Below are 13,610 nucleotides of genomic sequence, written 5' to 3' on the forward strand. Positions count from 1 at the left end.
AAAGACCCGACAGAGCTGCTCTGCAGGCCTGATATCGCAGAAACAAAAAAACCGGCTGAGAATGCCGGCTTTTGTAAAAAAATCGTTGAAAATATTTCTTGCCGACCTTTTTTCAGCGGTTCTCCATCAGTATTTCCAATCTTTGTACAAGCCCGGGATGGTGAATTTCACCTTCTTTAATCCAGACTCTGACGCCGTGGGCTGGTACGTTATCGGTAAACTCCAGTCCCTGAGCAATCTGTTGCATCTGGTCACTAAAGACTTCCTGCCACTGGCCGGATTGCAGGTCGTCACTGATCACAAAGTCGGCTTCTGTATCCCCTTTGTTTAGCAACACCAACACCGTTTGCGCGATATCTTCATTCTGCAGTACCCGAAAAAAGGCGGCCCGGTGCCCTTCCAGGAGCAGGTTAACCTGCAACCCACGCTGCAAGGCCGGCAAACGCTGGCGTACTTTGGCAATGCGGGCCAGGTTGTCACGAATGGGATGGTTTCTGGCCTGCTCTATATTGTCCTGCCCATAGTAATTGCGATTGCCCTGATGCTCTTTGGTGCCGCGCATATAGCCCATTTCCGACCCCATATAAATGACCGGAATACCGCGACTGGTGAACAGCCAGTTGTGGGCGTCAATAAAGCCCTCATCGCTGGCTTGCATACGCTGCATATCATGGTTGTCATAGAAAGTGGTCAGCTCATAAGGGTTATGATAGGGCCCGTGGGTCAGATACAGATATTCTTCCAGCTCGCCATAATCGCTGTCAGGGTCGCCGAATACCTTGTTCATGGCTTCCTGCCCGGGGAAATCCAGCACAGAGATCCCGCCGTTTTTAGGCTGAGTGTGCTGGGCGATAAAATTGGCATCATAAGAATAGCTTTCCCCGAACATAAAGAAGTCAGGATGCTTTTCTCTTATTCTGTCGCTGAAGGCCTTCCAGAAATGATGGGGGACATGCTTGATTGTATCGATGCGAAATGCCGCCGCCCCCTGGTCAATCCAGTGGCTGTAAGCCTCGACAAAATATTCCAGTACCGCCGGGTTAGTATCGTTGAGGTTGGAGAGCTGCATAATATCCGGCTCAGTATGAAAGAATTCATGCAGCGGATTATTTTCAGGATACAGCTCCTGTGGAGGCAGATTCTGATGATCGGCGATCAGTTTGCCTTGTTTATCATAAAGCTCACCAAATTTGGGCTGATCTTCCGGCATGGTAAAAGATGGCGAGCCGTGATTGGTGACAATATCCAGCACGGTTTTGATGCCATATTCGTTTTTCAGTGTGCTGGTCAGTTCTTTATAACCCAGCCCTTGTGAGGGGTAATGTTCGTCCACCTCGAAGAAGTTAACGCCCCAGTAACCGTGATAGCCGGTTTTGCCGCCGTCTTTAAAGGCACCGCCACAGTCTATCTGCTCGCCGCCGGCAAAGGCCTGATCAGGGTTATCCACAATAGGGGTCATCCAGATGGCGGTGAAGCCCATCTCGCGGATAAACTCAGCGTTATCTAATACGCCTTTAAAATCACCGCCCATATAACCCACATTGGCTTCACAGCCATCTTCCCCCTTAAGGGGCAGATCAAAAGTGGGGTAATCACCGCCCTGATCCTCGTGATTATTGGCAGGATCGCCATCCACAAAACGATCCAGCATCAGAAAGTACACGGCTTCACTGGCAAAGGGATGCTCTGTACCTATGTACTCGGGGCGCTGTTGTTCCAGCGTTTTATGACCCGATTCGGTTTGTGGCTGGCAGGCGCCGAGCAACAAAATGGCGGCGCTCGCGGCACCTAAGAGCGGATAAGACTTTGTCATTGTTATTCCTCCTGGATCCTGACCCGCAAGGTCATCAGCCCTGCGATCAGCATACTCACACCACCCACCACCAGCGCAAACACCGGTTGACCATCAAAAATTTTAGTGACCAGGAAGCCTAGGATACTGGCGGCCAGGATCTGCGGGATAACAATAAAAAAGTTAAAAATGCCCATAAACAAGCCCATTTTTGCCACCGGTAATGCGTTGGAGAGAATCGCATAGGGTACAGACAAAATTGAGGCCCAGGCGAAACCCACACCTATCATCGGCACCACCAGCCACTTAGGATCCTGTATAAACAAAAAAGAAATAAAACCCAGACCACCTAAGCCCAGATTAAATAAATGGGTCAGCCTGAGGTTGGTCAGCTTAACCATCTGCGGAATCAAGATGGCGGCCAGAATGGATATCCCGTTATAGACCGCAAACAGGACACCCACCCAGTCGGCGCCCTGATTGTACAATACCGAACTGGTATCGGTACTGCCATAGTGGTGGCTTGTTACCGCCGCAGTGGTGTAGATCCACATGGCGAATAAGGGGAACCAGGAGAAAAACTGCACCACCGCAAGCTTCTTCATCGCCTCTGGCATATTAAACAGGTCACTCATAACCTGGGAGTAGCCATTTTTATTCTTGCCTTTGCTGGCCAGCCATCCGGCTACCAGTTGGGCAAGTCCGAAACAGGCCAGACCGCCGGCCATCAGATACAGATTTTTATCCAGCTTCTCAATGTTCGCATCAATCAGCCAGGCCAGTATCAGCCCGACTCCCAGCCAGATAGTGCCACTGCGCAGGTATTTACCGGCACTACGCTCAACATACTCAATGCCACCCTGCTCAGGCTCTGCGTCATCGAAGGAGGCCAGTTCTTCTGGTGAGTACTCTTTGGTGCGCAATACTGTCCATAACACCGCCAGAAAAAACACCGCCCCGCCGGCATAAAAAGCAAACTTAACCGAATCGGGAATTTTGCCAGGCTCGGCCACATTACTGATGCCCATCCAGTTGGTCATCATCCATGGTAGTGCCGAAGCCACCACAGCACCTACGCCGATAAAAAAGCTTTGCATGGCATAACCCAACGCCCGCTGCTTGCGCGGTAACATATCGCCGACAAAGGCGCGAAATGGCTCCATAGAAACATTAATCGAGGCATCCATAATCCACAGCATTCCGGCTGCCACCCACAAAGTGGGTGAATTGGGCATCACAAATAAAGCCAGACTGGCGGCAATCGCGCCATAGAGGAAAAAGGGCCGCCGTCTTCCCATGCGACTCCAGGTGTTGTCGCTCAGATAACCGATAATGGGCTGCACTATTAAGCCGGTAATGGGTGCCGCCACCCATAAAAGGGCCATATTGTTATAGTCAGCCCCTAAAGTCTGGAAAACCCGGCTGACATTGGCGTTTTGCAGGGCAAAGCCGAACTGGATGCCCATAAAGCCAAAGCACATATTCCAGATCTGCCAGAAGTTGAGTTCCGGTTTATGGCGCTTAAGGGGGGTGGCTTCGGGATTGCTCTGCACATCAGCCGGGATGTCGCTACTCTGCATACTGGGTTTCCTGCTTTGCCGTTATGCTCTGCTCAGCAGAGAACAACTTGTAAGAATAGTGTTAACGATAATTGGCCTTTGATGTTACAAAATACTGCCCGCAGGCACGAGGGATTTATGCCCATTACATACGTATTCAGTGGGTTAGTGGTGAATGCTGAGTTATGAATGCTGAATTATGAATAAAGAGCCGGGCATTTAGCGCTAATTCCGCACTTCTCTGCGCCTCTGCGAGAGTCTATACAACCAAAGAGGCACGGAGAACACAGAGAAGTAAAAAGGATTAAACCGTTAATACCTCCGCATTCTCTGTATCTCTGTGGTGAAAAAAGCCCTCAACCACGAAAAACACTAAAATCACGAACCTATAACTTCCTCTCGCAGAGGCGCAGAGAAATGCAGGGCCCATGCCTTAAAACCTCTGTGCCCTCTGCCTGCCCAGCACCTTTGATGACTGGATGCTTCCAGAATGCAAGACTGCTAAATCAAAGGTGCTGGGTGTCTCCGTGGTGCAAATTGCTTTTTATGCCTTTGTGATTGGTGGTCAGCGGATTTTAAGCACCAGTGAATCCAGCGGGCCCAGCTGGATCATGGCACTGCCCTTACCTTCCTCAACCTTTAACTTCCCCTGATACTTTCCATAGAGCCTGTCCTGCAGCAGATACTCGCCGTTGGTCAGTGCCATACCTGCGGTGATACCGGCTGGTATGACTAACTCAAACTCTTTGCCCTGCTGATCAAAATTGGCAATCACCAGGATGCGCTCTTCACCATTAAAACGGGCAAAACTGTACAGATTACCGCTGTAACCAGGTTGCTCGCGATTGGCCTGATGCAGATCCGCCATCTCCCCCTGAAGCGCAGGCTCGGTGGACGCCAGATTTAACAAACGGGCATAAAAGTCCCTTAGCTGGCGCTGCTGTTCGCTTAGCTGATCACCATCAAACTTGCCGCCATTCATCCACTTCTGATGCTCAGGCACACCCCAGTAATCAAAAATAGTGGTACGACTTGCCTTACCAAAACCAGCATCTTCAGCGCCCGGCTCGCCCACTTCCTGGCCGAAATAGAGCATATTGGCACCGGATGCCACTGTGCTGCTGACCACCATAGCTGGCCTCGCTTTGTCGGCGTCACCGGCAAATTGTGAGCTGGCTATGCGCTGTTCATCATGGTTTTCCAGAAACATCAGCAGATTACCGTGAATATCGGCAATTTCAGCAAATACCGGGGGCAGCGTATCGGTACTGGCCTTGCCCTCAACCACCGCGCGCAGGGCATCATAGGTCCCTACCTTGTCATACAGGTAATCCATCTTGCCCAACCGGATATAGTTGCGATATTGCTCAGGGATATAGATTTCCGATAACAAAAAGGCCTCAGGATTGACCTTTTTGATTGAACAGTTGAGAAAACTCCAGAACTCCACCGGTACCATTTGTGCCATATCATAACGAAACCCATCGACGCCTTTTTCTGTCCAGTACAGGGCAATATCGCGGAACTTATACCAGGAGTCGGGCAGGTCTTTGTCGGCCCAGAATGCACGATGGTCAGCACAACTGCGATCGGAATAGGAAGCCGGTAACGCCGGAAAGTCGTAGCTGCCATCGGGTTTTACGCCAAAGTTAATCTTTACCGTTTCGTACCAGTCACCGGCATTAGGTCTGGCAGCGCGGGAGCCATTACCTGTCCACTTGGCCGGGTCTTCATCAAACTGTCCGTCGGCCAGAGGGTGGGCCTCACCTCCCAATGGCGGCTCGCCATCGGGCACCTCAAAGGCCTGACCAGGAATATAATAAAAATTATTATCTCTGGCATATTCAACGCTGGTGTTATCGCTGACACCAAAATCCTCAGCCCCTTCGGGCGCAGACAAAGACTGATAATGACGGGCCACATGGTTAGGCACAATATCGATCACCACTTTTAAGCCCTGCGCATGGGTACGGGCGATCAGCTCCTCGAACTCAGCCAATCGATTGGCCGGATCGCTGGCCAAATCCGGATTGACATTGTAATAATCCTTCACCGCATAAGGAGACCCGGCCCGGCCCTTGACCACATCCGGATCGTCATGACTGATGCCATAATCACTGTAATCACGGATCACCGCATGATGGGGCACTCCGGTATACCAGACATGGGTCGCCCCCATCTCTTTAATCCCCTGCAGCGCGGCCTGATTAATATCGGCAAACTTGCCCACGCCATTTTCTTCAATGGTGCCCCAGGCTTTATTGGTGGCATTCTGATTACCAAACAAACGGGTCATCATCTGGTATACCACAGGTCGTTCTGGCATCTCTGATATCGCCTTTTGCGTTTGTGGTTCGCTGTCAGCCTGTTTTGCGTTGCCTGTGTCAGAGGGGTTTTGCTGTGCCGGTGAACAGCCCAGCATCAGGGTTGCCAGCAACGGCGTTAAAACGTTTCTTTTACTCATCATATTCTGTTCATCCTGTTTTGCCGTTTATCGGATAGCAATAGTGATATTTTCTTTGCGCCAGCTAAAACGCAGATGCAGCCTGTTATCTTCCAGCCATGCCCCCTGCCCACTTTCTTTAGCCTGAGCTTTATCTGTTAACAAATCCAGAGGGCGACCATTAATCGCAATAGCGGATGGGGAACGCTGCCAGTTATGTACCACCAGGGTGATCTGACGCTGCTCTGGCATACCTTTGTAGTCATAGGCTTCGCGCTTAAGCTCGATATCCAGCTGATGCGCCTGCTGGCTGGCGGAAAAGTGCAGCAGTTCGTATTGTTGTTTGCCTACCGCATCGAAGGTTTTGCCATCATCTTCATACATGATGCCGCTGCCCTGCGGCACCTGTGGGTCGGCGTAATAATGCAGAGTAAGCTGCTCAGAGCTGTAATCGCGGGTAGTTTGTACCGGCTCAGTCATTGGCACAAAGCTGCCGCCACGCACCAGTACCGGCAGCGTTTCTAAACGGGTGGGCTGACGGATTTGTTGGTTACCCTGGTAGCGCTGGCCGGTGAAATAATCAAACCAGACGCCCCCGGGTAAGGTGACCTCCACTTCTGTAACGCCCTGCTCCACTACCGGCGTGACCAGAAAGGCATCACCCCATAAATAACTGTCTTTGTTATCCATCAGGTCAGTGTTCTGTGGCTCTTCAAAAAATAGCGGGCGCATCAGCGGCAGGCCGCTTTGACTATTCTGGTAAGCAAGGCTGTAGTTGTAAGGCAGCATGGCGTAGCGCAGCTTAATAAACTCGCGTACGATATTTTTGGTTTGCTGGTCATGGAATACCGGCTCCGGCGCAATATTCTCCTGAGCATGAGGGCGATACACTGGCTGAAATACGCCGTACTGCAGCCAGCGGGTATAAAGTTCGGCATCAAAAGCTTCACCACCGGCAAAACCGCCCAGATCCGAATGGGTATAACCCAGCCCCAATAACCCCATGCTTAAGGACAGTTCCACCTGCGGCTTAAGTCCGCCCCAGGAACGGCTGACATCACCTGTCCAGGGGATCATGCCGTAGCGCTGTGAACCGGCAAAGCCGGAGCGCATCATCACAAAGGGGCGCTCATCAGGGCGGGCCTGACGATGGCGCTGATAAACCATTTTTGCCCACTGATGGCCATAGGCATTGTGAATTTCATCGGCGCTGACAATACGCCCATCATCCAGTTGGTGCAGGGTATCTGCCGGGTGCACTTCCGGCTCACCGAGGTCGCCCCACCAGCCACCCACGCCCTGATCCAGCAGGCGCTGATAGGTCTGCCAGAACCAGTCTTGTGCATCCGGGTTAAACACATCAATCAGCCCGGTATTACCAAAATAAAAATCGAAGCGTTTGACCTCGCCTGCCAGATTCTTTGCCAGCGCCCCGGCCTCAACCGCTTCCTGCCATTTATCTGAGGTGGTCAGTACAAAAGGCTCGGTGATCAGAATGGTTTTGACGCCATCCTGATTAAAATCACTGAGCATTTGCTCCGGGGTGGGAAAGGCCTCACGATCCCAGTCCAGATTGCCCATCATGCCCTTGACCTCCTTGCCAAACCAGAACAGGTCCAGGATCACCGCATCCAGCGGAATATCCTCATCCTGAAAGCGTCTGACCACATCGCGGGTTTCGGCCTCGGAATGATAACCAAAGCGCGAGGCATAATTGCCCAGCGCCCAGCGGGGCACCATGGGCTGATGACCGGTAACATTAACATAGCTGGCGATAGTGTCAGGATAGTCCGCCCCGGCGGCAATAATATAGGCGGTGCGCCCGGAAACGGCTCCAAATTGCAGTACGTCGGCCTGATTATGACCCAGATCCAGATGCCCACTGGCCGTGTTGTCAAAGGTGAGTAAATAATTGTGACTGGACAGCACAGAAGGCAGGCCGTAATACATCTGTTGAGATTCCGTGGTATAGCCATAATGTGCCTTGTTATACAACGGCAGACGCTGGCCTCGCCTGTCCATACCCAGAACCCGCTGGCCGCCGCCCAGAAGCTTTTCCTCTTTGCTGAGGTTAAAGCGAAAACCGCGCAGTGTCTGATGTACAAAGAGCCCCGCTTCTTCTTTCAGCAAAAAACGCTCGCCGTAGTAATAGGCAATACGCAGCGGCGACTGCTGTATCTCGGCTTTCAAATTGCCCAGGCTGAAGAGCAGCTTGCCGTCAATTTTTTCCAGCGTACCGGTTGCTTTCTCAGCCTGTCCGGCGATAGCAAAAGAAGGTAACTGCTCTATATCCTCAGGCTGGTGAAACACCTCAAAGGCTCCCGGAGTATAAGCCGTGATGGTAACCTGCCCCTGATCGGTGTCCAGTATCAGTGCCCCGCCCTCCAACTGATGGCCAAGCAGCTCAGCAGCCAGCGACGGCAGACTATAAAAGCAGGTGATGATCAATAAGGTAAGCTTTTTCATATTTAATCCAACGACCTTGCGGTAAAGGGGCATGTACAGCGAATATTGCTAGCCGTTTAAGCGTGACCTTCATACTAGCCTGTCGGGATTCTCAAATCAGCGCAGTGCATACGTATTCATATGTTGAGGAAAGATCCAAAAGTCACATATGGCATCGGACAGGCGCAAAGCGGACTCGGCTCAGAGATTACCGATGAGCAGGTTTTAATCACATGGATGTGGCAGGCTATAACACTGAAAGCTGGCTCTGTTGCGCCCTTCCTGTTTGGCGCGGTAGAGTTCCTTATCCACTAAACTGAGCAAATCAGAAAGACTCAGATTGCGATAATCAGCGCCAGGCTGCGGGATATAAAGCGCACCAATACTACAGGTCAATACATCGCTTATTGGAGAAGCCGGATGTTGAACTGCCAGAGCTTCTACACTTTGCCTTAAATGTTGTATACGCTGCTCGGCATTAGCCTGATCTTCTCCGGCGATCACCACCGCGAACTCTTCCCCGCCGATACGGGCACATAGTTCTGAGGAACGTCGACAGAACTGCGACAAAACAAAACCAATGCGCTTCAGTGCTTCGTCACCGGCCGGATGCCCGAGGGTATCGTTAAAATATTTAAAATAATCCAGATCCAGGATAGCTAACAGAAAAGGATCCCCCTGTCGCAGCACCGAGTGCCAGATTGACATCGCCCCCTCATCGAATGCCCTTCTGTTGGCAATACCCGTCAATCCATCGGTCATCGACAACGCCTGCAAATCTTTCTGTTGGCTATTAACTAACCGCACAATATTGTTAAAGGCCTGACGAATTTGCTCCAGCTCCAGTACAGGCAATTGCTGAGACAGTTCCTCAATACTTTTCTTATCAACCATCGTGCTGATCTCACGGCTATTGCGCCATAACGGGCGTATCAGCGTTTTATCAATGGCGAACATTAACACCGCGGGTACAGCAAGCAACAGTATCAGAATCAAGGCTTCTGACCAGCCAATCAACTCAGGAATCGTCAGAGGATCATGAGTTATGGTCAGCAACATAATGGGTGTGCCGGTATAATCATCCAATAAACGTTTTCGCTGTAACTGAAAGCCCTCTACCAGTTCTGGTGTCATCAGCGATACCACACCGAAGGTTTCCGGGTCGTTCAGAGAAGTGGGCTTGAAAGACAGCTTTAAACGCGTGATGTCCTCCAGACTCTCAACCTGTGCCTGGGTAATGGCCTGCACAAACATCAGATATCCGGAAGGCTGAGCCTGCTCACTGGAGTCTGTAATATATTCCAGCGCATATGCCGCAGGCCCCTGTTCAGTGATCAGCCATCCGGAACTACTCCAGGCTTGTCCCGGATTGATCCTGCTGCGTAATACGTTATCCAAAGGGAAATCCAGAAGCTGAGATGCGGGAATCATTTTCCCTTTATCGAGACTATAGCCCTGAGAAAAAACCTCATCAAAATGACTGTTGAAATAAATGATGGCGCTGAGATCAAATGTCTCAAATGTGCTGTCGAGGATATTCTCCTCAAGATAACGCTGATTGGTTTTTGGCGATAACACGTAGTTGTGGGTATCTGTCCAGTGAGCCCAATCGGTAACGATAGCTTCAAGGTTGTTCAAATTCAGGTTGAGGCCCTTGGACAGGCTCTCCAGCTCCCTTTTTTGATGTTCCTTAACGGTCGCCAGATCATAAGGATACTCAATAAACACCCTGTAACCCAGAAACACCATCACCAGAGTCAGGCTGTAAACAACAAAGAAATATAGAAAATAACGGCGAATCGAATACAAAGGCTGGCCAATAATTAGATAATGCTGACCTTAAGATTAGATGTGAATGGCTCAGTTTGCCTAATCCGGGCGGGAACCCAATCCCCATAGATATCTATGGAGATGGGTAAAGGTTCATTCAGGGTTAAATTACTGCGGATTCAAGCAGACGCAACGTACCGGCATCGGCGTCCATTTCGGCCTCAATACCCACCGGCAGAATATGGTTATCTTTGATATGGCCAAACTGGGCACCATAGTAACTTGGCACATTTAAGGGCTTGAGATAGTGTTCCATTACTTCCATCAGGGTAAATCCGCCGTAGCCTTTTTGCGGCTCACATTGGGTGCAATGACCAAATACCACCCCTGACACCTGATCCAATATACCAGCCATCTGCAGGGTGGACATATAACGATCGATACGGTAGATGGTTTCACCCACATCTTCTAACAGCAGGATCTTACCGCGCATATCCGGCACATAGGGGCTGCCGATCATACTGGTCAGCACGGTAAGGTTACCGCCTACCAGTATGCCTTTGGCTTTTCCTGATTTGACCGTTCGGGCACGATTGCTGCGCATTGCCAGCGCCCCATCTTCCTGCGGATAATTCTGCATCATGGTTTGTTCACCATCGAATACTACCCGGCGTAGTTGGTCGGCCTGGAAATCTCCCCAGTACGACAACCCCACCGGACCATGAAATGAAACGAGGCCGGTTTCTTTATACATACTGTTAAGCAGCGCGGTGATATCACTGTAACCCAACAACACTTTGGGATTGTTACCTATAGTGTCGAAATCCAGATGCGGCAATACCCGATTACACCCCCAGCCGCCCCGCAGGGCAATGATGCCTTTGATGGAAGGGTCGGCAAAGGCCGCATTGATATCGGCGGCACGATCTTCATCCTTCCCGGCAAGGTAACCGTGGCGATCCAGTACGTGTTTACCGGGTACCACCTGCAAACCCAGAGCTTCGAAAGACTCTTTCGCAATCTCCAGTTCAACCGGATCAAAAATGGCGCTGGCGGGCGCGACGGCCGCTACCTTATCACCCGCTTTCAGGCGCTGCGGGATCATCGACTTCTTGTTACCTGCGGCCATACTGGTAGCAGGAACAAGTTGTGTTGCCAGGGCGCTGAGTGCGGTGGCTTTGATAAAGGCTCTGCGATCCATAATGTGTCTCCGGTTATTATTTTTGCCGCCCTGATATCGCTTGTTAAATGACCAGGGTTAACTTGACGATTGTAGTGTCGAAAGATAGTCTCAACACTCTAGTGATAATTTATTATATTTTAAACACAAAATAGTAATAATTAATTGAGAAAGTAAAAAATAATGAGAAAACTTCTGATAGCCATGGTTCTGTTTAGTACTGCCGCCCTGTCCGCCCAGCTGCCGCCGGCCAGCCAATATGAAGTCTCTGATCTTAACAAAGCACAGATCCGCCAGGCCGATATCCTGCCTTATCTCGAGCGGGTAAAACAAAACCCATTGTTTAACACCGAACAAGTGGGCCGTTCCTATGAAGGACGCCCCATCTATCGGATCAGTATCGGTGAGGGGCCGGTAACCGTATTGATGTGGTCTCAGATGCATGGTGATGAGTCCACTGCCACCCCCGCACTGTTTGATCTTATCAATAAAATTAGCCAGGACAAGGACTGGCGTCAGGGCTGGGAAAACAGACTGACCCTGCATATGCTCCCCATGCTTAACCCTGATGGTGCGGAGCTGGCCCAACGTTATAACGTCCAGAGTGTTGATATCAATCGTGACGCCAAAGATCTGCAGACCCCAGAAGGCCGCGTGCTGATGGAGCAGGCCAAAGCCCTTAAACCGGACTTCGGATTTAATCTGCATGATCAGGGGCGCTTTTATTCTGCCGGCCCGAATCCACAAACGGCGACAATATCCTTATTAGCGCCGGCTTATGATGAGCAAAAGAGTATTAACCAAACCCGAAAGCGGGCGATGCAACTTATCGGAGTTATGAAACAGGTGGGAGACAAACTTATCCCGCAAAAAATGGGCCGCTACAATGATACCTATGCCCACAGAGCCTTTGGCGATACGCTCTCAGGCATGGGTATCAGTACAATACTGATTGAATCCGGCGCTTATCCGGGCGATCTGAATCGCCAGGCTGCAAGACGGGTGAATCTGGCCATGCTGGAAACGTCTCTGGAAAGTATCGCCAGCAAAAGCTACCTGGCGATGGATCTTGGACCCTATCACGATATTCCGATGAATGAGCGTGAAGCATTCCGCGATGTCATTATTCAGGATCTGCAGATACAAGGTGAACATCAATACAAACTGGATATTGCCCTTGATCTGGACTTGCCTGATGCAAATCGCCCCAGAATCAAAGACGTAGGTGATCTGTCACCTTTCTATCCCTTCTTTGAATTTGACGCCAGTGACTGGCAATATCAGCCGGCCAAAGCTTACCAGCTAACATCTTCGTTGAAACTGACCGGTGAGCGTTACCTTGAACTGTTAAAACAGGGCTACGGGCACTTCGCCGGTGAACCTGAGCTTCTCGACAGCCAGACAGGCTTCCCGGTGCTGCTCAACGAACAATCCGCCCCCGCAGAAAAACCACAACGCAATCAGCGTGCGGTGTTCTTTATGCAGCATAAAGACGGCCGTAAAATTGCCGTGATTAACGGCCTGTTGATAGAACTTGAATCGGGTACATTGTTGAACGGTTATAACACCTGAATTACCAGGGCAATTTCAGGCAGGAATTGAGGCTGGAGGTAGCCAACAAGGCCATAGATTAACAATCACAAAAATGCTGCAAGCCATCAGGCTTGCAGCGAACGCTAGCGACACCGTTGGGAGAAGTGTTGCCTAGAAGTAATACTTCGCGCCCAGCATAAAGATCATCGGGTCGATAGAAACATCGATTGGCTGCACGGCGGTGCCGTTAACCCGTACTTCAGCATCGCTGTCAATATCGGCCCAGGCCACCATGCCATGAATGCCCCAATCCTGATTGAGCCGATAGTTAAAGCCTGCCTGCAATGCCACGCCAATGGAATCATCCAGATGCAGGCTGACCTTATCACTGGCACTCGCTGCGCCGGTGGCAACCAGCACATCCACCAACTCCTGATTTACCCCTTCAGAGAAGAACAGGGTGTAATTGAGTCCTAACCCCACAAAAGGACGGAAGGCATCCTGTTTGGAGAAAAAGTGATATTGCGCCAGCACCGTAGGCGGCAGATGTTTGGTATCGCCGACTTTCAGGCCATTCACCGCACCGACGCTACTGTTAAGGGTTATGTCGTGGGAGAAAGGTGTGGCAGCAACCACTTCCAGTGTCCAGTTATCGCCAAAGGCATAATCCAGTGTCAGGCCAAGCTGGGTATTGCTGTCGACAGCCAGTTGGCTGGAGTTTTGTGGCAAACCGGCGACGGTTTCCACCACATTCAGGTAGCTGCTGCTTTCATCAGGGCTGACATTAATTGCACCCACATTGAGGCTGAAATCCGCTATCGCCACAGGAGCAAAAGCTGCAGTGGCCAGTAGTGAAGTAAGAAGTGTTTTTTTCATTGTTGCGCTCCG

At 50.8% G+C, this 13,610-nt stretch carries 8 protein-coding genes; 1 reads left to right on the forward strand and 7 read right to left on the reverse strand.

The window, feature by feature from the left end:
* Positions 1 to 112: 112 nt before the first annotated feature.
* The 6 genes from CDA54_RS02240 to CDA54_RS02265 form a co-directional block, all read right to left on the reverse strand.
* Positions 113 to 1,813: an alpha-amylase family glycosyl hydrolase gene (locus tag CDA54_RS02240; protein ID WP_099033382.1), complete on the reverse strand. Its 1,701-nt coding sequence runs from the start codon at positions 1,811 to 1,813 to the stop codon at positions 113 to 115.
* Between the two features lie 2 nt (positions 1,814 to 1,815).
* Positions 1,816 to 3,273 (reverse strand): MFS transporter, encoded by a 1,458-nt coding sequence (locus CDA54_RS02245; RefSeq protein WP_373286062.1) that lies wholly within the window; start codon positions 3,271 to 3,273, stop codon positions 1,816 to 1,818.
* A gap of 643 nt (positions 3,274 to 3,916) precedes the next feature.
* On the reverse strand, positions 3,917 to 5,818 hold the full coding sequence (locus CDA54_RS02250; RefSeq protein ID WP_099033384.1) for an alpha-amylase family protein: 1,902 nt from the start codon (positions 5,816 to 5,818) through the stop codon (positions 3,917 to 3,919).
* Positions 5,819 to 5,842: 24 nt separating this feature from the next.
* Positions 5,843 to 8,260, reverse strand: coding sequence for a glycoside hydrolase family 31 protein (locus CDA54_RS02255; RefSeq protein ID WP_099033385.1), 2,418 nt, complete (start codon positions 8,258 to 8,260; stop codon positions 5,843 to 5,845).
* 204 nt (positions 8,261 to 8,464) lie between these two features.
* Entirely contained in the window at positions 8,465 to 10,048 is a 1,584-nt protein-coding gene (locus CDA54_RS02260) for a sensor domain-containing diguanylate cyclase (protein ID WP_099033386.1), read from the reverse strand.
* 124 nt (positions 10,049 to 10,172) lie between these two features.
* Positions 10,173 to 11,210 (reverse strand): S66 peptidase family protein, encoded by a 1,038-nt coding sequence (locus CDA54_RS02265; RefSeq protein ID WP_099033387.1) that lies wholly within the window; start codon positions 11,208 to 11,210, stop codon positions 10,173 to 10,175.
* A 162-nt stretch (positions 11,211 to 11,372) separates the two neighbouring features.
* On the opposite strand from CDA54_RS02265, the gene CDA54_RS02270 reads away from it, so the two are divergent.
* Positions 11,373 to 12,761 (forward strand): M14 family metallopeptidase, encoded by a 1,389-nt coding sequence (locus tag CDA54_RS02270; protein ID WP_099033388.1) that lies wholly within the window; start codon positions 11,373 to 11,375, stop codon positions 12,759 to 12,761.
* Between the two features lie 132 nt (positions 12,762 to 12,893).
* Here the strand turns inward: CDA54_RS02270 and CDA54_RS02275 are convergent, their stop codons facing one another.
* Positions 12,894 to 13,598, reverse strand: coding sequence for an OmpW/AlkL family protein (locus CDA54_RS02275; RefSeq protein ID WP_099033389.1), 705 nt, complete (start codon positions 13,596 to 13,598; stop codon positions 12,894 to 12,896).
* Positions 13,599 to 13,610 lie beyond the last annotated feature (12 nt).

The sequence above is a fragment of the Lacimicrobium alkaliphilum genome, assembly GCF_002591895.1.
Taxonomy (GTDB): domain Bacteria; phylum Pseudomonadota; class Gammaproteobacteria; order Enterobacterales; family Alteromonadaceae; genus Lacimicrobium; species Lacimicrobium alkaliphilum.

Excerpts from the sequence above, each read along its gene's own strand:
- CDA54_RS02240 (WP_099033382.1), bottom strand. The coding sequence starts at position 1,813 with ATGACAAAGTCTTATCCGCTCTTAGGTGCCGCGAGCGCCGCCATTTTG.
- CDA54_RS02245 (WP_373286062.1), bottom strand. The coding sequence starts at position 3,273 with ATGTGCTTTGGCTTTATGGGCATCCAGTTCGGCTTTGCCCTGCAAAAC.
- CDA54_RS02250 (WP_099033384.1), bottom strand. The coding sequence starts at position 5,818 with ATGATGAGTAAAAGAAACGTTTTAACGCCGTTGCTGGCAACCCTGATG.
- CDA54_RS02255 (WP_099033385.1), bottom strand. The coding sequence starts at position 8,260 with ATGAAAAAGCTTACCTTATTGATCATCACCTGCTTTTATAGTCTGCCG.
- CDA54_RS02265 (WP_099033387.1), bottom strand. The coding sequence starts at position 11,210 with ATGGATCGCAGAGCCTTTATCAAAGCCACCGCACTCAGCGCCCTGGCA.
- CDA54_RS02270 (WP_099033388.1), top strand. The coding sequence starts at position 11,373 with ATGAGAAAACTTCTGATAGCCATGGTTCTGTTTAGTACTGCCGCCCTG.
- CDA54_RS02275 (WP_099033389.1), bottom strand. The coding sequence starts at position 13,598 with ATGAAAAAAACACTTCTTACTTCACTACTGGCCACTGCAGCTTTTGCT.